At 69.1% G+C, this 21,227-nt stretch carries 15 protein-coding genes; all 15 read left to right on the top strand.

The window, feature by feature from the left end; genetic code table 11:
* Nucleotides 1–128 precede the first annotated feature (128 nt).
* From tssF to BM297_RS02450, 15 genes are read left to right on the top strand one after another with little or no spacing between them, the layout of a single operon-like run.
* The gene (tssF, locus tag BM297_RS02520) at nt 129–1,919 is read left to right on the top strand and encodes a type VI secretion system baseplate subunit TssF (protein ID WP_092427976.1); all 1,791 of its coding nucleotides are present in this window, start codon (nt 129–131) and stop codon (nt 1,917–1,919) included.
* Nucleotides 1,883–2,905 carry a type VI secretion system baseplate subunit TssG gene (gene tssG / locus BM297_RS02515; protein ID WP_092427974.1) on the top strand — a complete coding sequence of 341 codons (1,023 nt, stop codon included), beginning with the start codon at nt 1,883–1,885 and terminating at the stop codon, nt 2,903–2,905. The genes tssF and tssG overlap by 37 nt, the downstream gene beginning before the upstream one ends.
* On the top strand, nt 2,902–5,505 hold the full coding sequence (gene tssH, locus BM297_RS02510; RefSeq protein ID WP_092427972.1) for a type VI secretion system ATPase TssH: 2,604 nt from the start codon (nt 2,902–2,904) through the stop codon (nt 5,503–5,505). Before tssG ends, tssH begins: the two co-directional genes overlap by 4 nt.
* A 10-nt stretch (nt 5,506–5,515) precedes the next feature.
* Nucleotides 5,516–7,030 carry a sigma-54 interaction domain-containing protein gene (locus BM297_RS02505; RefSeq protein ID WP_092428609.1) on the top strand — a complete coding sequence of 505 codons (1,515 nt, stop codon included), beginning with the start codon at nt 5,516–5,518 and terminating at the stop codon, nt 7,028–7,030.
* A 17-nt stretch (nt 7,031–7,047) separates the two neighbouring features.
* Nucleotides 7,048–9,345 (top strand): type VI secretion system Vgr family protein, encoded by a 2,298-nt coding sequence (locus BM297_RS02500; protein WP_092427970.1) that lies wholly within the window; start codon nt 7,048–7,050, stop codon nt 9,343–9,345.
* Entirely contained in the window at nt 9,342–10,835 is a 1,494-nt protein-coding gene (locus BM297_RS02495) for a hypothetical protein (protein ID WP_175526581.1), read from the top strand. The genes BM297_RS02500 and BM297_RS02495 overlap by 4 nt, the downstream gene beginning before the upstream one ends.
* Nucleotides 10,832–11,794 carry a PoNe immunity protein domain-containing protein gene (locus BM297_RS02490; protein WP_092427968.1) on the top strand — a complete coding sequence of 321 codons (963 nt, stop codon included), beginning with the start codon at nt 10,832–10,834 and terminating at the stop codon, nt 11,792–11,794. Before BM297_RS02495 ends, BM297_RS02490 begins: the two co-directional genes overlap by 4 nt.
* A 44-nt stretch (nt 11,795–11,838) precedes the next feature.
* Nucleotides 11,839–11,973 carry a type VI secretion protein gene (locus tag BM297_RS02485; protein ID WP_092427966.1) on the top strand — a complete coding sequence of 45 codons (135 nt, stop codon included), beginning with the start codon at nt 11,839–11,841 and terminating at the stop codon, nt 11,971–11,973.
* A gap of 21 nt (nt 11,974–11,994) precedes the next feature.
* A complete protein-coding gene (gene tagH, locus BM297_RS02480; protein ID WP_092427964.1) occupies nt 11,995–13,188 on the top strand; it encodes a type VI secretion system-associated FHA domain protein TagH in 1,194 nt (397 codons plus the stop codon).
* Nucleotides 13,189–13,193: 5 nt separating this feature from the next.
* A complete protein-coding gene (gene tssJ / locus BM297_RS02475) occupies nt 13,194–13,688 on the top strand; it encodes a type VI secretion system lipoprotein TssJ (protein ID WP_092427962.1) in 495 nt (164 codons plus the stop codon).
* A gap of 3 nt (nt 13,689–13,691) precedes the next feature.
* Nucleotides 13,692–15,023, top strand: coding sequence for a type VI secretion system baseplate subunit TssK (gene tssK, locus BM297_RS02470; RefSeq protein WP_092427960.1), 1,332 nt, complete (start codon nt 13,692–13,694; stop codon nt 15,021–15,023).
* Between the two features lie 5 nt (nt 15,024–15,028).
* Nucleotides 15,029–15,895 (top strand): type IVB secretion system protein IcmH/DotU, encoded by an 867-nt coding sequence (icmH, locus tag BM297_RS02465; protein WP_092427958.1) that lies wholly within the window; start codon nt 15,029–15,031, stop codon nt 15,893–15,895.
* A gap of 18 nt (nt 15,896–15,913) precedes the next feature.
* A complete protein-coding gene (gene tssM / locus BM297_RS02460) occupies nt 15,914–19,453 on the top strand; it encodes a type VI secretion system membrane subunit TssM (RefSeq protein WP_092427956.1) in 3,540 nt (1,179 codons plus the stop codon).
* On the top strand, nt 19,453–20,184 hold the full coding sequence (locus tag BM297_RS02455; RefSeq protein WP_092427954.1) for a PP2C family protein-serine/threonine phosphatase: 732 nt from the start codon (nt 19,453–19,455) through the stop codon (nt 20,182–20,184). Before tssM ends, BM297_RS02455 begins: the two co-directional genes overlap by 1 nt.
* On the top strand, nt 20,181–21,164 hold the full coding sequence (locus tag BM297_RS02450) for a serine/threonine-protein kinase (RefSeq protein ID WP_092427952.1): 984 nt from the start codon (nt 20,181–20,183) through the stop codon (nt 21,162–21,164). Before BM297_RS02455 ends, BM297_RS02450 begins: the two co-directional genes overlap by 4 nt.
* Nucleotides 21,165–21,227 lie beyond the last annotated feature (63 nt).

The following is a 21,227-nucleotide window of genomic DNA, read 5'->3' as shown; positions in this document are numbered from 1 at the left end:
GGCTATCTCTTAAAGCCTTTACGTGCTTCTCGATGCAGGCGTCTCTGCCGCCTTACCGGCGATGCACCTTCTCGAACGCTGTGAAATCGCGGCTCCCTTCAAGCGCTATTCACGTCAAGGACTGACTCGTGTCTTTCAACCACTACTACCAGAGCGAACTCAACGCCCTGCGCCAGCTCGGCAAGCGCTTTGCCGAGCGCAGCCCGGCGCTGGCGCCGTTCCTCGGCCAGAGCGGGCGCGATCCGGACGTCGAGCGCCTGCTCGAGGGCTTCGCCTTCCTGACCGGGCGCCTGCGCCAGAAGCTCGACGACGAGTTGCCGGAGCTGACCCACTCGCTGATGCACCTGCTGTGGCCGAACTACATGCGCCCGCTGCCGGCGTTCAGCATGCTGCAGTTCGAGCCGCTCAAGCGCCCGGGGCCGGCGCTGACGGTAGCGCGCCACACGCCGGTGGAGTCGAAGCCGATCCAGGGCGCGACCTGCCGCTTCCGCACCGCCTACGCGACCGAGGTGCTGCCGCTGGCGCTGCGTGCCCTCGACTATGCGGTGCAGGGCGAGGGCGCGCTGCTCAGCCTGCGCCTGAGCATGAGCGCCGACGGCCATCTCGGCGAGCTGGACCTGCGCCGGCTGCGCCTGCACCTGAGTGGCGAGCGCTACATCAGCCAGCTGCTCTACCTCGGCCTGCTGCGCCACCTCGACGGCATCCAGCTGGTCGCCCTCGACGCCGAGGGCCAGCCGCTGCGCGATGCCCACGACCAGCCCCTGCCGCCTCTCCGCCTGGAGGCCGGCCAGGTGCAGCCGGTCGGCTTCGCCGAGGACGAGGCGCTGATTCCCTACCCGCTCAACACCTTCCGCGGCTACCGCTACCTGCAGGAGTACTTCGCCTTCCAGGACAAGTTCCTGTTCGTCGACCTGCACGGGCTGGAGGCCCTGCGCCGTCTGCCAGATGAGCAACTCAAGCGCGCCCGCGGTCTGGAGCTGCGCTTCGACATCCGCCAGGCCGGCGTGCAGCGCATCCAGCCGACCCTGGACAACCTGCGCCTGTACTGCACCCCGGTGGTCAACCTGTTCGCCCACGACGCCACGCCGATCCGCCTCGACGGCCGCCAGGACCAGTACCTGCTGCGCCCGGCCGAATACGACCCGCAGCACTGCGCGGTGTTCTCGGTCGACCGGGTCACCGGCTGGCGGCCCGGCGGCATGGGCTACGAGGAGTACGTGCCGTTCGAGTCGTTCGAGCACGACGCCAGCTTCGACGTACCCCACGCCCGCCCGCACTACAGCGTGCGCCAGCAGCCCTCGCTGCTCGGCGACGGCCTGGAGACCTGGCTGAGCTTCGGCGCGCGCCAGGCCGACCAGCAGGAGACGCTGTCCATCGAACTGACCTGCACCAACCAGAACCTGCCGCGCCAACTGGGGATCGGCGACATCTGCCGGCCCTGCGAGGGCACCCCGGAGTTCCTGGCGTTCCGCAACATCGGCGCGGTGACCCCCAGCTACGCCCCGCCGCTGCACCGCGACTACCTGTGGAAGCTGATTTCCAACATGTCGCTCAACTACCTGTCGCTGGCCAACGTCGAGGCGCTCAAGGCGATCCTCGAGACCTACGACCTGCCGCGCCACTACGACCAGCACGCGGAAAAGGTCAGCCGGCGCCTGCTCGGCGGGCTCAAGCAGATCGACCACCGCCACGTCGACCGCCTGCACCGCGGCTTGCCGGTGCGCGGCGTGCGCACCGAGCTGGTCATGGCTGCCGACTGCTACCTGGGCGAGGGCGACCTGTTCCTCTTCGCCTCGGTGCTCAACGAATTCTTCGCCCTGTACGCCAGCCTCAACTCGTACCACGAGCTGCGCGTGCAGAGCACACAGGGAGAGGTGTACCAATGGACGCCGCGCATGGGGCAGCAGCCCCTGCTCTGAACCGGCTCGGCCGGAGCATCCGCGAGTACAGCCTGTTCCAGGGCGTGCAGCGGGTGCTCAACCGCCTGCAGGCTGCCCATCCGCAGCTGGACGAGCAGGCGCTGTACGAACGCCTGGAATTCCAGGCCAACCCCAGCCTGGGCTTTCCCGGCTGCGACATCGAGCGCGTGCAGTTCTTCGAGGAGCACGGCGAGCTGCGCGCGCGCCTGTGCATCAACCTGGTCGGCCTGTGCGGTGCCGGCTCGCCGCTGCCGGCGTTCTACGGCGAACAGGCGCTGGGCGACAGCGCCACCGACAACCCGACCCGCCACTTTCTCGACCTGTTCAACAGCCGCCTGCAGCGCCTGTTGCTGCCGATCTGGCAGAAGTACCGCTACCACGCGCGCTTCGCCAGCGGTGCCCGCGATCCGCTGTCCGCCCAGCTGTTCGCCCTGATCGGTCTCGGCGGCGAGCAGATCCGCAACGCTTCGGAGCTGAACTGGAAACGCCTGCTGCCCTACCTCGGCCTGCTCAGCCTGCGCGCCCACTCGGCAGCGCTGATCGAATCGGTGCTGCGCTACTACTTCAAGCACGCCGAGCTGCACATCGAGCAGTGCCTGGAGCGCCGGGTGACCATCCTCGACGAACAGCGCAACCGCCTCGGCCGCGCCAACAGCCAGCTGGGGGAAAGCCTGGTGCTCGGCGAGCGGGTGCGCGACCGCGGCGGCAAGTTCCGCATCCACATCCGCCAGCTCGGCTGGCAAGGCTTCCACGACTTCCTGCCGCTGGGCGACGGCTACCAGCCGCTCTGTGCGCTGGTGCGCTTCACCCTGCGCGACCCGCTCGACTACGACATCCGCCTGGAACTGCGCCGGGACGAAATCCGCGAGCTGCGCATCGGCGCCGCCAACCCCTGCCGCCTGGGCTGGACCAGCTGGCTCGGCCGCGACCGCGCCGACGGCCTGGTCACCCTGGGCAGCCGCATCAATCAAGGAGCGATGAAATGATCAACGTCGATTTGCAACAGCTGGTCCAGGCCCTCGATGCCGCGACCCGCCGCGACCTGGAAGGCGCCGCCGAGCGCTGCGTGGCCCGCGGCGGCAGCAAGATCCTGGTCGAGGACCTGCTGCTCGGCCTGCTCGAGCGCCCGGACGGTCTGCTGGCCCGCGCCCTGCAGGATGCCGGGGTGGACGCCGGCGAACTGGCCGGCGTGCTGCAACCGCGCGGCGAGGCCAGCGCGTCGCGCAACCCGGTGTTCGCCACCGAGCTGGTGCAGTGGCTGCAGGATGCCCTGCTGGCCGCCAGCCTGGAGCTCGGCCAGAGCCAGATCGACCAGGCCGCCCTGCTCCTCGCCCTGCTGTGCAGCCCGCTGCGCCATGCCGGCACCCGCTACCAGCAGCTGCTGTCCCGACTGAACACCGAGCGCCTGCGCGACTTCGCCCGCAGCCAGCAGCCGCAGCCGGCCGCCGGCCAGCCCGCCGCGGGTGGCGAATCGGCGCTGGCGCGCTTCACCCACAACTTCACCCAGCAGGCCAAGGACGGCAAGCTCGATCCGGTGCTGTGCCGCGACGGCGCAATCCGCCAGATGATCGACATCCTCGCCCGGCGGCGAAAGAACAACCCCATCGTGGTCGGCGAGGCCGGCGTCGGCAAGACCGCGCTGGTCGAGGGCCTGGCCCTGCGCATCGCCAGCGGCGAGGTGCCGGAGGCGCTCAAGGGCGTCGAGCTGCTCGGCCTCGATCTCGGCCTGCTGCAGGCCGGCGCCAGCGTCAAGGGCGAGTTCGAGCGCCGCCTGCAGGGGGTGATCGACGAGGTCAAGGCCGCGCCCCGACCGGTGATCCTGTTCATCGACGAGGCGCACACCCTGATCGGCGCCGGCGGCCAGGCCGGCGGCTCGGACGCCGCCAACCTGCTCAAGCCGGCGCTGGCCCGCGGCGAGCTGCGCACCATCGCCGCCACCACATGGAGCGAATACAAGAAGTACTTCGAGAAGGACCCGGCGCTGGCCCGGCGCTTCCAGCCGGTGCAACTGCTCGAGCCGACGGTGGCCGAGGCGGTGACCATCCTGCGCGGCCTGGCGCCGGTCTACGAGCGCAGTCACGGCATCTACCTGCGCGACGATGCCGTGGTGGCCGCCGCCGAACTGTCGGCCCGCTACCTGGCCGGGCGCCAGCTGCCGGACAAGGCGGTGGACGTGCTGGATACCGCCTGTGCGCGGGTGCGCATCAGCCTGGCCGCAGCCCCCGAGGCGCTGGAGCGCCTGCGCGGCGAGATCGCCGAAGGCGAGCGCCAGCAGCAGGCCCTGCGCCGCGACCTGGACGCCGGGCTGCCGATCGACGTTGCCGCCCTGGCGCAGCTGGAAGAGCGCCTGGCCGCCGCGCGCACCGAACGCGAGCAGCTGGAAAGCCGCTGGCAGCGCCAGCGCGGCCTGGCCGAACGCCTACTCGAGCTGCGCCAGCGCTGCGCCACTGCGCGGCTGGTCACTGCCGCGGAGGATGTCGGGAACGTCGCGCAACCCGCCGCGGAACCACTGGAAGACCAGCTGCGCGCCCTGCAGGCCGAACTGGCCGCCGCCCAGGCCGCCGAGCGCCTGGTCAGCCACGAGGTCTGCCCGCGCCTGGTCGCCGAGGTGATCAGCCAATGGACCGGCGTGCCGCTGGCCCAGCTGGCCCGCGAACACAGCAGCAAGGTGGCCGGCTTCGCCGCCGACCTCGGCCTGCGCGTGCGCGGCCAGGAACAGGCGGTGCAGGCCCTCGACCGGGCCATGCGCGCCAGCGCCGCCGGCCTGAACAAGGCCGACGCGCCGGTCGGCGTGTTCCTGCTGGTCGGCCCCAGCGGGGTCGGCAAGACCGAGACCGCCCTGGCCCTGGCCGACCTGCTGTACGGCGGCGAGCGCTTCCTCACCACCATCAACATGGCCGAGTTCCAGGAGAAGCACTCGCTGTCGCGGCTGATCGGCGCCCCGCCGGGCTACGTCGGCTACGGCGAGGGCGGCATGCTCACCGAGGCGGTGCGCCAGAAACCCTACTCGGTGATCCTCCTCGACGAGGTGGAGAAGGCCGACCCGGACGTGCTCAACCTCTTCTACCAGATCTTCGACAAGGGCGTGGCCAACGACGGCGAGGGCCGTGCGATCGACTTTCGCAACTGCCTGATCCTGCTCACCTCCAACCTTGCCAGCGAGCGCATCGCCGCGCTCTGCGCCGGCGGCCGGCGGCCGGATGCCGACGAGCTGGAGCAGGCCATCCGCCCGCAGCTCAGCCAGCACTTCAAGCCGGCGTTGCTGGCGCGCATGCGCGTGGTGCCCTACTACCCGGTGGCCGGCGAGGTGCTGCGCGAACTGGTCGAGCTCAAGCTGGCGCGCTTCGGCGAGCGTCTGGCGCGTCGCCAGCTGCGCTTCAGCCACTGCGCGGCGCTGGTCGAGCACCTGGGCGGACGCTGCAGCCACGGCGACAGCGGCGCACGGCTGATCGACCAGTTTATCGAGCGCCACCTGCAGCCGCTGGTGGTCGACCGCCTGCTCGCCGCCATGGCCGGCGGCGCACCCCTGCAGCACGTGCACGCCACCCTCGACGGCGAAGGAGCGCTGACCTGTGAGTTCGCCTGACGCCACGGCGCTGTTCGCCCAGGTCCCGCAGCCGCTGCACTACGCCGAAGCCCTGCTCGAGTGCTATGCCAGCCTGGCCCGCGCCGCCACTGCCGACAGCCTGCTGGGCGGCCTGGTGCGGGCGGCCGCGCAGCTGTCCGGCGGCGAGCTGAGCCAGCTGTACCTGCTCGACGACAGCCACACCCGGCTGTGCCTGTCGGCCGAATGGCTCGACGGCCTGCTGCAACCGCGCGAGGCCGCCAGCCTGCCGAGCGACTATCGCGACGCCCAGCTGCTGCAATACTGCCTGTGCCAGAACCGCACGCTGAGCCTGGCCGGACTCGACGCCAGCCTGCACGACAGCAGCTTCCTGCCGCCGGCCCGCCTGCCCTGGTGCAGCCTGCTGTGCCTGCCGCTGCTGGACGAGCGGCAGCGCTGCAGCGGCCTGCTGCTGGTCGCCAGCCAGAGCTCCCGCGACCTGCAGGGCTTTGCCGCCTCGCTCGGCCGGCTCGGCGGCTTCGCCCTCGCCCAGCTGCACCTGCTGCAGCGCCTGCGCGCGCCCCGCCCTGCGGAGGACGCCAGCCCCGCCGTGCCGGCCCCGCTGGCCAGCGGTTACGGCCTGATCGGCGACAGCCCGCGCATGCGTGGGCTGTACCAGCTGATCGGCAAGGTCCTGCACAACCCGGTGAGCGTGCTGGTCACCGGCGAGACCGGCACCGGCAAGGAGTTGGTCGCCCGCGCCATCCACGACTGCGGCCTGCGCCGCAGCCGCCCGTTCATCGTGCAGAACTGCGCCTCGCTGCCGGAAAACCTTCTGGAGAGCGAGCTGTTCGGCTATCGCAAGGGCGCCTTCACCGGCGCCGACCGCGACCGCCCAGGCTTGTTCGATGCCGCCGACGGCGGCACCCTGTTTCTCGACGAGATCGGCGACATGCCGCTGGCCCTGCAGGCCAAGCTGCTGCGCGTGCTGCAGGAGGGGGAGGTGCGCCCGCTCGGTTCGACCGAGACCCACCGGGTCGACGTGCGCATCATCGCCGCCACCCATCGCCACCTGCGCACCCAGGTCGAGGCAGGCCGCTTTCGCGAGGACCTGTTCTATCGGCTGTCGCACTTCCCCATCGAGCTGCCGCCGCTGCGCGAGCGCGACAGCGACGTCCTGCGCCTGGCCCGGCACTTCGCCGCCAACGCCTGCGCCTTCCTGCAGCGCGACCCGTGCCGCTGGTCCGACGCCGCCCAGGAGCGTCTGGCCAGCTACGACTTCCCCGGCAACGTGCGCGAACTGAAGAGCATCGTCGAACGCGCCGTCCTGCTCTGCGAAGGCGGCGAGCTGCTGCCCGAGCACCTCAACCTGCGCCACGACGACAACGCCGCCGACAGCACCCTCAGCCTGCGCGAGCGCCTCGACCGGGTGGAGCGCAACCTGCTGCTCGACTGCCTGCGCAAGAACCGCGGCAACCAGACCCACGCCGCCCGCGAACTGGGCCTGCCGCGGCGCACCCTGCTGTACCGCATGGACAAGCTGAACATCAGCGCGAGCGATATCTGAGGCTCAGGGAGAAGAGCATGTTCAATCCGGCCAACCAGCCCCACTTCCAACTGCGCATCGACGGTGTCGAGCACGACCTGCAGGTCCTCGCCTTCGACGGTCGCGAGGCCATCAGCCAGCCTTGGCGCTTCGACCTGGAGCTGATCAGCGAACGCCCCGACCTCGACCTCGAGGCCCTGCTCAACCGCCCGGCCTTCCTCGCCTTCGCCGCGGACGGCGCCGGCGTGCACGGTCTGGTCCAGCGCATCGCCCAGGGCGACTCCGGCCAGCGCCTGACCAGCTACCGGCTGAGCCTGGTGCCGCGCCTGGCCTACCTCGCCCAGCGCAGCAACCAGCGCATCTTCCAGCACCTGACAGTGCCGCAGATCGTTGGTAGGGTACTGGCCGAGCACGGCATCCTCGAGGGCGACGGCCACCGCTTCCAGCTCGGCCCGACCGTCTATCCCCCGCGCGACTACTGCGTGCAGTACGACGAGTCCGACCTGCACTTCGTACAGCGCCTGTGCGAGGAGGAAGGTATCCACTACCACTTCCAGCACAGCGCGGACGGCCATGTGCTGGTGTTCGGCGACGACCAGACGGTATTCCCCAAACTGGGGCGGCCCACCGCCTATGTGCAGGACAGCGGCCTGGTCGCCGACGAGCCGGTGGTCAAGCGCTTCGCCGTGCGTCTGGAAACCCGCACCAGCCGGGTGACCCGCCGCGACTACGACTTCGAGCAGCCGCGCCTGTCGCTGGAAAGCGCGGTCACCAGCGCGTTCGCCCCGGACCTGGAGGACTACGACTACCCCGGGCGCTACAGCGAAGGCGCGCGCGGCAAGCAGCTGGCCCGCCGCGCCCTCGAGCGCCACCGCGCCGACTACCAGCTGGCCGAGGGCGACAGCGACCAGCCGACCTTGCGCAGCGGGCACTTCCTCGAGCTGGGCGAGCATCCGCGCCGCGAGTGGAACCAGCTGTGGCTGCTCGGCGAAATCCACCACGAGGGCCGCCAGCCGCAGGTGCTGGAGGAGTCGGTCACCAGCGATACAACCGCCAGCGACGGCTTCCAGCAGGGCTACCGCAACCGCTTCACCGTCACGCCCTGGGATGTGCTCTTCCGCCCGCCGCTGGAGCATCCGAAGCCGCGCCTCCTCGGCAGCCAGAGCGCCGTGGTCACGGGGCCGGCCGGCGAGGAGATCCACTGCGACCAATACGGCCGCATCAAGGTGCAGTTCCACTGGGACCGCGAGGGCCAGGCCGACGACGCCACTAGCTGCTGGCTGCGCGTGTCGTCGAGCTGGGCCGGCGACCGCTACGGCGGCATCGCCATCCCGCGGGTCGGCATGGAGGTGCTGGTCACCTTCCTCGAAGGCGACCCCGACCAGCCGCTGGTCACCGGCTGCCTGTACCACAAGGAACACGTCGTCCCCTACGACCTGCCGGCCAACAAGACCCGCACGGTGTTCAAGACCCTCAGCTCACCGGGCGGTGGCGGCTACAACGAACTGCGCATCGAAGACCGCAAAGGCCAGGAGCAGATCTACCTGCACGCCCAGCGCGACTGGGACCAGAACATCGAGCACGACCAGAAGCTCCGCGTCGGCCACCAGCGCCACGACAGCGTCGAGGCCAACAGCTACAGCGAACTCAAGGCCGAGGAACACCGCACCACCCACGGCGAGCGCAGGAGCGAGGTACGCGCCAGCGACCACCTCACGGTCGGCAGCAGCCAGCACATCAAGCTCGGCAGCGGCCGGTTTATCGAGGCGGGCAGCGAGATCCACTACTACGCCGGCAACAAGGTGGTGATCGACGCCGGCCTGGAGTTCACCGCCCAAGGAGGCGGCAGCTGGCTCAAGCTCGACCCGAGCGGGGTCAGCCTCAGCGCGGCGACCATCCGCATCAACTCGGGCGGGGCGCCGGGGAGCGGTTCGGGCATCCAGATACTCGGCCCGCTGATTCCGGGAGCCGCGGATACGGACAGGGCCGGCAAGCTACTCGATAGCGCCAAGGCCAATACCACCTGGCTGGAGCTGAACCTGCATCACGACAACCTCGAACCCGTTCCTCACGCCCCCTATCGGGTGGAGTTCAGCGACGGTTCCGTCAGAGAAGGCAAGCTGGATGAGAAAGGCTTCGCACGACTCGAAGACGTACCGCCCGGCCCCTCGAAGATCTACTACGGCGAAGACCCGCGCAGCTTCGATCTGGAACCCATCAAGGTAGTGAAAACCACCCGGCGAGACCTGGAGGAAGACCTGTGTCGCATCGGCCTCGACCCCGCAACCCTCGACATTGACGAGCTGATCGCTCGAGCCTCAGGACGACTGGTATGAGCGACATGGACCACTACGACGAAGACCTCGAACTGAACGAGGACGAACAGGGACTCGATCCGCAGGCACAGCGTCAGGCCGCCTACCAGGAAGCCGTAACCGAGCTGGCCAAGGGCATCGCCCTCGGAGCCGTGCCCTTTCTGGGCCAGGCCATCGACGCCTACGACACCGTCGAGTCGGCGATTCGGGTCTATCAATCGAAAACGACGTCCACCAAGGAGGAGGCCCAGTTCGATCTGGTCCTGGCGATCATCGGCTGGATTCCCGGCCCCGGGGATGGCGTGAAGAAGAGCCTGCGCCTGGTCAACCGCGACCCCGAGCGCTTCGCGCCGGTGCTGTTCGACTTCCTCCGCTTTGTGCTGGAAGAGTGCGGTATCCGAACCAGTCCGGAGGAGCTGTTGGCCAAGATTTTCGATGCCGATGCCCTGCGCACCCAGCTCGACGAGATCATCGAAGGGGTCAGAGACTCCGGTGCCTTCGAGGCGCTACCGAGTTCACTGCAACACGGTGTCATCGATGTGCTGGTGATTGCCCGCGACAACTTGTCGAGCATGCTGGGCATCGTCGAGCGGCGCCTGCTCAAATGGCGCAGCAAGCAACGCAATAGCTCTGCGACAGTCTCCGACAACGGCCAGCCCGCCGTGGGTATAAAACCCAGGGGCGAGGCGCGGGACAACGCCGATGGCAAGGACACCCCGAGCCATTCCGGCCCGAACAGAATAGACACCCAGCAAACACGCACGTACCCGATTGAGGGCATCGACAACGCCATACTCAGCGTCGCCGGAGAGCATATCGCGGATTACTACTGCTACGAGCAGCTGGGCTGGGGCAGCGGCTGGGAAGCCCATGACCTGGGCGGCGCGGGCCAATGGACAGGCGCCAAGCCCAGCGCGCTGGTGGCCGGCAAGCTGTCCCGCGGCGGCAGCCCGAAAGACCACCAGAAGCTGTTCAAGCTGACCGATCCCTCGTTCGGCACAGGCATCGATGCGGTCTGGTGCGCCACCGGCTGCGCTAACAATGACGGCAAGCCCTTCGCCATTGTCGACGCCAAGGCCAGCATCAGCAGCAAGAATAAGAAGCCCAAGTACATGAGCAGACCCGGCAATACCCGCAAGCCTGGCATATCCAGGTTGCTGGAGGGCAGCGGCAGTGGGCACAACCGCGTCGTGCAGATGAGCCACGAGTGGATTTATAAAAACATATATCGCGCCATACCCCCCGACATAGCCAGGAAGGTATTAAAGAAACTACCAGACGGAGCATGGCCCTATGATCGACATGTTTTTTATACACCGACCTACTCCGACTCACTATTAACGCATCTGGGGGCCACTTTCGAAAATGGCGCTGCGGAACTTCATGATGAGCATGCGGCCATCCACTACCCCGATGGCAATGTGAAAAACGCAGTCAACAAAGCCAAGCTGCGCGAGAGAAAGACTGGAAAATATCCCGGCGCCAAAGGCCTAGACGAGGAAAAACAATGAGCACTGAAAAATCATGCCGTCAATCTTTTGCGACAAAAAAATATTTTCAAAGACTGACCTCCATATTTGAAGACTGGAACGAGGATATTTTGGAAGATATTTCCAACCCTCTGATCAATGATTACGACAGAGCCATACTTGCAACAGGCCTTTGCAGAAATTCATATTTCCTAATATCCGCCGCTTATACAGAGGGCCAAAACCCAGAGCAAATAACCCCTAGGCTAGATGCCTTGGTTGCAGTTTATGAGAAAGAACGAGAACTGGACATCATCTCTTACGGCAGCGATGAAGTCTGCGCCGGCTTCGGCGAGAACGACGATTACGAGCAGTTTCTGCAAACCCTCAGCCTATGCATCCTGCTCGGCCGCGGTGAGCTGATTCCTCGTCTCTCCGCCATCTTCGACCGCGACAACAAGGGCCAGGACGCCATCTACGAAACCCTGCTCTCCTTCTACGACGACAGCCGGGTCAGAACCGACGATCTGCTGTTCAAGCGCCCTTTCGCCGGCCTGCTCAAGGTCATCCGCGCCGCCACGCCCAAGGAAGCCAGCAAGCTGCTGGATAAGTACTGCAAGGACTGGTACCCCGCCTTCAAGAAGGCTCCCTGGTACGACTCGCACCTCAGCATCGACGGCGACAATGGCAGCTACAGTGGCTACTGGGCCTTCGAAGCCGGCGCCATCGCCTTCCTCTACGGCATCGACGACAGCCAGATCGACCACATGGTCTACCCCAGGGATCTGGTCGCCTATGCGCGCAACCTCACCCCACCGGCCGGCTCGACACAGATCGGCCGCGTCGAGGCCGGCCAGCCCTGCCCGCGCGCCGGCTACTGGTTCACCCCGGCGCAGGCCAACTCCCGCCGCCACTTCCAGCAAGGCGAACTCATGCCCTGCTTCATCGGTTCCAGCTGGGGTGACACGCTCTGGTACTGGTCCGGCGAGGAGCACGCCTGATGCCAACAGCACATTTACCCATCGCAACCGGAAGGGAGCCCGCCATGCGCCACCACCTCTACCCCGCCGCCCTGCTCGCCCTGGCTCTGTGCCTGGCCGGCTGCAGCGGCAACTACAAGTTCAGCGACGACGACTACCGCCCGCTGGGCGATCCGCACGTGGAAAACCGCGGCAACTGACCGCCAGGGAGGACAACAACCATGGAACTGGTTTTCGAAATGGTCGCTGCCCAGCAGTTCGGCCCGGGCCTGCTGACCAGCAAGACCTTCACGCAGGCCGGCGGCATCATCGGCCGCGCCGAGGACTGCGACTGGGTGATCCCCGATCGCAAGCGCATCCTCTCCGGCCACCATGCCGAGGTGAGCTACCGCGACGGCGCCTTCTACCTCACCGACACCAGCAGCAACGGCATCCAGCTCAAGGACAGCGGCGCCAGCCTGACCCGGGGGCAGCCGCAGCGCATCGAGCACGACAGCGTCTACTGCCTGGGCGACTTCGAGATCCGCGCGCGGCTGGTCCGCGATCCGGCGCTGTTCGCCGCCGATATCGGCCGCCCGCTGCCGGCCGGCAGCATCATTCCCGACGATGCCTTTCTCGACCTCGATCCGCTGACCGCGCTGGAGCAGCAGGAGCGCGGTTATGCCGAGGTCGACGAGCTGAGCGCGATCCTCCAGCCGCCGCGCGCCCAGGCGCAGCAGCGCGACTACGCGCAGATCGACGAGGAAAACCTGTCGGTACCGGAACTGGTGATGCCCAGGCCCGCGGCGCCGCCCAAACCGGCCGCCGCGCCCGAGCGCCTGCCGCCGGACTTCTGGCAGCGCTTCGGCGCAGACCTCGGCGTCAGCCTCGACGGCCTCGACGACGACGCCCGCGAGGCGCTGGCGCTGCACGCCGCACGACTGCTGCGCCAGAGCGTCGCCGGCCTGCAGCAGAGCCTGCGCACCCGCAGCGAGCTGAAGAACGAGCTGCGTCTGGCGCTGACCACGGTGCAGAGCGCCGGCAACAACCCGCTCAAGCACAGTAGCGATGCCGATGCCGCCCTCGCCGCCCTGTTGCGCCCAGGCAAGCCCGGCCAGCTGCCGGCCGGACAGGCGCTCGGCCGCGCCTTCCGCGACCTGCAGGCGCACCAGGTGGCGCTGCTCGCCGCCAGCCGCGCCGCGGTCAAGGGCATCCTCGCCCAGCTCGCCCCGGAGCAGCTGACCCTGCGCTTCGAGCGCGAGCACAAGCCGCTGCTGGCCACCGCCGGCAGCCGCTGGCGCGCCTACCGTCGTCTGCACGAGACGCTGGCGCAGGACGACGACTGGAGCGAACGCCTGTTCGCCCGCGACTTCGCCAAGACCTACGAAGAACAGGTGCGCCTGATCGCCACCCTCGATACCGACCTGCAAGGATGATCCGCATGCCTCGCCTGTTTCCCCTCGCCGTGCTGGCCACGCTGCTCGGCCTGGGCGGCTGCTCGGCGCTGTCGCCCTACTCGAGCCTGACCAAGCTGGACCTCAGCCTGGCCGGCAGCGACCAGCTCAACCCCGACCTCAACGGCCGGCCGTCGCCGATCGTGCTGCGCCTGTTCGAGCTCAAGCATCCGGTGGCGTTCGAGAACGCCGACTTCTTCAGCCTCTACCAGCGGCCCAAGGAGGCCCTGTCGCCCGACCTGGTGACCCTCGAGGAGCTCGAGCTGCGCCCCGGCGAAACCCGCACGCTGAAGCTGTCGGTGCAGGCGGACAGCCGCTACGTCGGCGTGCTCGCCGCCTACCGCGACCTGCCGGAAGCCCAATGGCGCTTCGTCATCCCGCTCGAGACCGCCGCGCGCAACCGCAGCCAGCTGAGCCTCGACGCGCGCGGCATTCATGATCGCGCCGCCGCTGACGCGCCGAAAAACCAGGACGAGGACTGAGCCATGAGCCAGCACAAGGTGGTCTGGCAGGAAGGCATGCTGCTGCGCCCGCAGCACTTCCAGCAGAACGACCGGTACTACGAGCAGCAGCTGAAGACCCGCACCCGGAAGCTGGGCCACTACGCCTGGGGCTTCTTCAGCCTGGAGATCGACCGCCAGTTCCTCAACATGGGCAAGCTGGTGGTCAGCCAGGCCAGCGGCATCCTCCCCGACGGCAGCCTGTTCGAGCTCGACCGCGGCCGCGAGCCGCTGGCCGTCGACGTGCCGCCGAACACCGGCAACACCCCGGTGTACCTGGCGCTGCCGCTGGTCACCGGCAACCACATCGAGAGCCGCCGCGCGGAGCAGAAGGACGTGCTGGCGCGCTACACCGCCTGCGAAGAGGAGGTCGCCGACTCCAACGCCGGCGACGGCAGCAGCAGCCAGGTCAGCACCGCCCGCCCGGACTTCCGCCTGCTGCTCGGCGAGCAGCGCAGCGACCAGGCCTACGTCCGCCTCAAGCTGTGCGACATCCTCGACACCACCCCGGACGGGGTGATCGCCCTGGACGCCGAGTTCATCCCGACCTTCATCGACTTCCAGGCTTCCGGCTACCTGCTGTCCTGCCTCAAGGAAGTGATCAGCATGCTCGGCCACCGCGGCGACATCCTCGCCGAGCGCATCCGCGCCACCGGCAAGGTCGGCGGCGCCGAGGTCGGCGACTTCCTGATGCTGCAGCTGATCAACCGCCACGAGCCGGTACTGCGCCACTACCTCGGCCTCGAACAGGTACACCCGGAGCAGATCTACCGCGAGCTGCTCGGCCTGCTCGGCGAGCTGGCGACCTTCTCCAGCGAGAGCAAGCGCCCGCGCCTGGACAGCCGCTATCAGCACAGCGACCAGGGGATGAGCTTCCGCAAGCTGATGGACGCGATCCGCCAGGTGCTGTCGATGGTCCTCGAGCAGCACGCCATCGAGCTGACCCTGCAGCAGCGCCAGTACGGCATCCAGGTGGCGCCGCTGCACGACCACCAGCTGCTCGGCTCGGCCGCCTTCGTGCTCGCCGCCAGCGCCCAGTGCGACTCGGAAGAGCTGCGCTCGCGCCTGCCGGCGCACCTCAAGGTCGGCGCGGTGGAGCGCATCCGCCAGCTGGTCAACCTGCACCTGCCGGGGATCAAGGTGAAGCCGCTGCCGGTGGCGCCGCGACAGATCCCCTTCCATGCCGGCAAGACCTACTTCGCCCTCGAGCTGAACGCCGAGGAACTGGCCCAGCTGGAGCGCTCCGGCGGCTTCGCCTTCCACGTCTCCGGCGAGTTCGCCGAGCTTGAACTGAAATTCTGGGCGATCAGGAACTGACCGACATGACCCGCGCAATGGACTATGCCAAGGACGACCGTACGGTCATCCTCAACCGCCACGGCGAAGCCGCGGCCCACAGCCCGCTGACCGACTTCGCCAGCCCGCCGCACTACGAACAGCTGGAGGAGCGCATGGTCTACGCCGCGCGCCTGCGCCCGGCGGAGAGCTTCAACCTCGGCCTCAACCCGCTGGTCGCCGCCGCCGCCGTGCTGCTCTCCGAGGCCGTGCGCCTCAAGCACAGCTTCGACAGCGAGGATCTGCACGCGCTGCACCAGCACCTGAGCGGCGAGCTCAAGCTGTTCGAGCACCGCGCCCTGCACGACGGCGCCGAGAGCAGCCAGGTGATGGCGGCGCGCTACGTGCTGTGCACCGTGCTCGACGAAGCGGTGGTGACCACCCCGTGGGGTAACGAGAGCGAGTGGTCGCGGATGAGCCTGCTGTCGAGCTTCCACAACGAGACCTTCGGCGGCGAGAAGTTCTTCCAGCTGCTCGAGCGCCTGTCGCGCAACCCGGTCAAGCACCTGCCGATGCTCGAGCTGATGTACCTGTGCCTGGCGCTGGGCTTCGAGGGCAAGTACCGCGTGCAGCCGCGCGGCATGCTCGAGCTGGAGGCGATCCGCGACAGCCTGTACCGGCAGATCCGCCAGCTGCGCGGCGACGTGCCGCGCGAGGTGTCGCCGCACTGGCAGGGCCTCAGGGACACCCGCCGCCACCGGGTGCGCATCGTGCCCTGGTGGCTGGTGGCGCTGTTCACCCTGGCCAGCCTGCTGGTGATCTACGGCGGCTTCGCCTGGGTGCTGGGCGAACAGCGCGACGCCGTTCTGCAGCCGTATCAATCGCTCGGCGGCAACGCCGCCGGGCAGCCGTAATTCAGGGATGAATGCACGATGAAAGACTTCTTCGCCAAACTCGGCGCCTTTTTCCGCCAGACCTGGGTGTGGAGCCTGTGCCTGCTGCTGGTGCTGGCCCTGCTGGTGTGGTTCGCCGGCCCGCTACTGGCGGTCGCCGAACACAAGTTCTGGGCGCCGCCGACCAGTCGCCTGCTGAGCATCGCCGCGCTGTGCCTGCTGTGGGGGCTGTTCGTGGTCTTCGCCGGCTGGCGCGCCAACCGCCGGCACCAGGCCGAGGAGGAGGACCAGGCCGCCCAGGAGCGCCTGCGCCGCGAGGACCAGGTCAGCGAGGAGCAGGGCATCCTGCGCCAGCGCTACCAGGACGCCCTGCGCACCCTCAAGCACTCCAGCCTCTACCGCGGCCACAGCGACCGCTGGCGCAGCGAGCTGCCCTGGTACCTGCTGCTCGGCCCGCAGGGCAGCGGCAAGACCAGCCTGCTGGACTTCTCCGGCCTGGACTTCCCGCTCAACCGCGGCGACGCCCAGCGCCTGACCCGCGACGTCTCCGGCACCCGGCATGCCGACTGGTACTTCGCCGAGCACGCGGTGCTGATCGACACCGCCGGCCGCTACCTGACCCAGCCCGACGCCCAGGTCGACGGCCGCGCCTGGGACTGCCTGCTCGGCCTGCTGCGCAGGCGCCGCACCCGTCCGCTCAATGGCGTGCTGGTCAACATCCCGCTGGAGCGGCTGCAGGGCGGCAACGAACTGGAGCTCGAAGCCCTGGCCCGCCAGGTCCGCCAGCGCCTGCAGGAGCTGCACCAGCGCCTCGGCGTCGAGGTGCCGGTCTACCTGGTGCTGAGCAAGGCCGACCAGCTGCTCGGCTTCGACGAGTTCTTCGACCAGCTGTCGCGCGAGGACAGCGAGCAGGTGCTCGGCGCCAGCTTCCGCAAGGAGCAGGACAGCACCGCTGCCTCCGTGGTGCGCCAGGAATTCGAGGAGCTGCTGCGCCGCCTGAACAGCCAGGTCATCCAGCGCATGCACCAGGAGCGCGACACCCAGCGCCGCGGGCGGATCCTCGACTTCCCGCACCAGCTCGGCCAGATCGGCGAGCGCCTGTGCCTGTTCGTCGAACTGGCCTTCGCCGGCAACCGCTACCAGCGCGCCAGCCAGCTGCGCGGTTTCTACCTGACCAGCGCGCCGCGGCTGGACAGCCCGCTCGATCCGCTGACCGCCGGCATCGGTCGCAACCTGGGCCTGGCCAACAGCGCCCTGCCGACCCTGCGCAGCGGGCGCGCCCGTTTCATCCACAACCTGCTGAGCCGGGTGATCTTCCCCGAGGCCAATCTGGCCAGCCTCGACCAGCACGAGGTGCGGCGCATCGACTGGGGCCAGCGCGCGCTGTATGCCGGCGCCCTGGCCTGCCTGGCGCTGTTCGGCCTGCTCTGGGCGAACAGCTATTCGGCCAACCACGGCCAGCTCGAACAGCTTCGCGAGAACGCCCTGCAGCTGGGCCGCGAGCGCCAGGGCATCGCCGCCCAGGACGACGCCCTGCGCACCCTCGCGGCGCTGGAGCGCAGCCATGCCGCCACCCGGGTGTTCGCGCCCGCCGCCGAGGCCCGCTGGGCGCAGCGCGGCGGCCTGTACCAGGGCGAGGCCGCCCAGCCGATCCTCCAGCAGGCCTATCGCCGCGAGCTGGAAGGCCTGCTGCTGCCGCGCGTCGGCCGCCAGCTGGAGGCACAGATCCGCGCCAACCTGAATGATCGCGAGCGCCTGCTCGGCAGCCTGCGCGCCTACCTGATGCTCAACCTCGAGGAGCGCCGCGACCCGGCCTTCCTCAAGGACTGGCTGGCCACCGACTGGTCGCAGCGCCATGCCGGCAACACGGCGGCGCAGGACGGTCTCAACGGCCACTTCGCCCGCCTGCTCGACGGCGCCTTCGCGCCCTACGCAGTGAATGACCAGCTGGTCGCCCAGGCCCGCGAGGTGCTGCGCCGCGAGTCGCTGGCCAACGTGGTCTACCGCATGCTCCGCGAGCAGGCGCGCAGCCTGCCGGACTACCGCCTGAGCCAGAAGCTCGGCCCGCAGGGTGCGCTGCTCTCCGGCAGCGACCAAGCCATCCCCGGCTTCTATACCCAGCGCGGCTACCAGCAGTACTTCGTCGCCCAGGGCAGCGGTCTGGTGCGCGAGATCCTGCGCGACAACTGGGTACTTGGCGAGGGCGAGAAGCTCAGCGTCAACGACCTCGGCCGCCTGCTGGTGGAGATGGAACAGCTGTACTTCCGCGACTACGCCAACCACTGGGCCGAGGCGCTGGCGCAGCTGGCGCTGGAACCGCTCGGCAGCACCCAGCAGGGCGCCGAGCAGCTGGCCGGCCTGACCGCCGCCAACTCGCCGCTGCTGGCCCTGCTGGTCGAGGTGCGCGACAACACCCGCTTCCCCGGCCTGGCCAGTGCCGCCGACCAGGCCGCCGCGGCAGGCGAGGCGCTCGGCGACCAGGGCGGCAAGCTCGGCAACGCCGCTCAGCTGGCCGCCGCCGCGGCGCAGAAGACCGAGGCCGCGCTGGCGAACAGCCTGCCGGATACCGCGCGCAAGGCCGTGGAGCGCCGCTTCGCGCCGCTGCACCAGCTGCTCGACGACAACGGCGGGGCCGGTGCGGAGCTGACGGCAGGACTGCAGGCCCTGGATGCCCTGCAGCAACAGCTCGCCGAGCTGAGCCACGCCAGCGCGCCGGACCAGGCTGCCTTCGAGCTGGCCAAGGCGCGCATGGGCGGCCAGCGCGACGCCATCCAGCGCCTGCGCAGCAGCGCCGCACGCCTGCCGCAGCCGCTCGGCAACTGGCTGGTCCTGCTCGCCGAGGACAGCTGGATGCTGGTGCTCAGCGACGCCTACGACTATCTCAACCAACGCTACCAGAGCGAACTCTACGCCGTGTACCAGAACTCCCTGCGCCAGCGTTACCCATTCAGCGCCGACAGCGAGAGCGACGTGGCGCTGGCCGATTTTCGCGAGTTCTTCAAGGCTCAGGGCGTAGCGGACAGCTTCTTCGAGCGCTACCTCAAGCCCTTCGTCAGCGGCAGCGCCGGCGAATACCGGCTGCGCCGCCTCGAGGGTCGCGGCCTGCCGCTGTCCAGCGAGTTCCTCGCCCAGATGAGCCACGCGCAGACCATCCGCCGCAGCTTCTTCGCCGAGACCCCCAACGAGCCGCAGGTGCTGTTCAAGCTTGAACCCTACTCGCTGGATTCCAGCCTCGGCCGCGCCGACTTCCGCCTCGGCGACCAGCAGCTGGAATACCGCCACGGTCCGATCGTGCCGGCCGCCTTCCACTGGCCGAGCGAGGCCGACAACGGCCAGACCAGCCTGGTGGTGGAGGAGCTGGGCGGGCGCAAGCTGGGCATCCGCAAGAACAGCGGCCCGTGGTCGCTGTTCCGCCTGCTCGACCTGATGGAAGTCGGCTACCACAGCGGCCGCGACGTGCTGCTGGTCAAGGCCAACGTCGGCGGACGGCGCGCCAACTACCTGCTGCACAGCCAGCGCGCACCGAACCCGTTCGACGTCGCCCGGCTGCGCGACTTCAAGCTGCCGGCGATGCTGTGATGAGCACTGTTGCCACTGCCTGGCGCAGCGCCGCGCGCACCGAGGCCGGCAAGGTCCGCGCCCGCAACGAGGATGCGGTGCTCGACCGCCCGCAACAGGGCCTGTGGGTGGTCGCCGACGGCATGGGCGGCCACCAGAACGGCGCCCTGGCCAGCCGCCTGGTTATCGACAGCCTCGCCGAGCTGCCCGACGCCGGCGACCTGGCGCAGCGCCTGGCGCAGCTGCGCCAGTGCCTGCACGCGCTCAACCGGCGCCTCGGCCAGACCCCCACGGTGACCGCCGCGCACCCCGACCCGGTGATCGGCAGCACCGTGGTCGCCCTGCTGGCTAGCGGCACGCGCGCCGTCTGCGTGTGGGCCGGCGACAGCCGCTGCTACCTGTGGCGCGCGGGCCGCCTGTACCAGCTGTCGCGCGACCATTCGCTGGTCCAGGAGCTGATCGATGCGCAGCAGCTGACGGCCGAGCAGGCGGCCGGGCATCCGGCTGCCCACGCGCTGACCCGCGCCGTGGGCGCCGGCGAGCAGCTGGTGCTGGATATCCTCGAGTTCGAGGTGCTGCCCGGCGACAGCTTCCTGCTGTGCAGCGACGGGTTGTATCAGGAACTGGCGCCGCCGGCCCTCGGCGCCGCCCTCGGCCTGCCCTGCGCCGCCCTGGCCGTGCAGCGCCTGTTCGAGCAGGCGCTGCAGGGGCCGGCACGCGACAACCTCAGCGCCGTGGTGATTCGCCGATGAATGATGTTCTGCCCGCGACCGAGGCCTCCAGGCTGACCTACTTCGCCTTCGCCGCCAGCGCCGCTCCGCCGGTACCGCGCCCCCCGCCCAAGCCACTCGGTGCGTTGCCCGAGCTGCTCACCGGCCGCTACCACATCGAACGACTGCTCGGCGTCGGCGGCATGGGCGCGGTGTACCGCGCCCGCGACCTGCTGCGCGAGCAGTTCGGCGACCCCGAGCCTTGGGTGGCGCTGAAGACCCTCAGCGCCGACTGCGCCGACTACCCGGACGCCCACGCCCTGCTGTACAGCGAGTTCGCCCTGACCGCCCGCCTAAGCCATCGCCATGTGGTGCGGCTGTTCGGCTTCGAGGTGGACAGCGCCAGCCAGCGCGCCTTCATCACCCTGGAGCTGCTCAAGGGGCCGACCCTCGATCAGCTGCTCGACGAGCGGCCTGGCGGCCTGCCGTGGACTGAGCTGCGCGACATCGCCGTGCCCCTGCTGGAAGCCGTGACCTACTCGCACAGCCTCGGCGTGCTGCACGGTGACCTCAAGCCCGGCAACGTGCTGCTCGCCGCCGATGGCCTGCGCCTGTTCGACTTCGGCCTCGGCCAGGCGGTCGATGGCCGGCTGCCCGGCCTGCCGCGCCTGTGTCGCGAACGCATCGCCGCCTGGACGCCGCGCTACGCCGCCGCCGAACTGCTCGACGGCGCGCCGCTGTCCGCCGCCGCCGACGTCTACGCCTTGGGCTGCCTGCTCTTCGAGCTGTGCAGCGGCCACCATCCGTTCGGCCACCTTGACGCCCGTCAGGCGCGGCAACAGGCGCTGGACCGGCAGTTGCAGCGCCCGGCCAAGCTGCCGGCGCACTGCTGGCCGGCCCTGCGCACGGCGCTGACCTTGGACCCGGCGCAGCGGCGCGTCAGCAGCGCCGAGCTGCTGGCGGTCTTCCGCAGGCCCAACCAGAATCGACTGTGGCGCAGACTGGGGTTTACGGACAGATGAGCCCGCATCAGAGCCGGCAAAAAAGCCGAGGCCGGGTACCCCCTCCTCGGCCGTTGGTCCCCC

It is taken from the genome of Geopseudomonas sagittaria (assembly GCF_900115715.1).
Classification (GTDB): Bacteria; Pseudomonadota; Gammaproteobacteria; order Pseudomonadales; family Pseudomonadaceae; genus Geopseudomonas; species Geopseudomonas sagittaria.
Note: the sequence above shows the minus strand (reverse complement) of the source record. Positions and strands in the feature narration are given on the sequence as shown.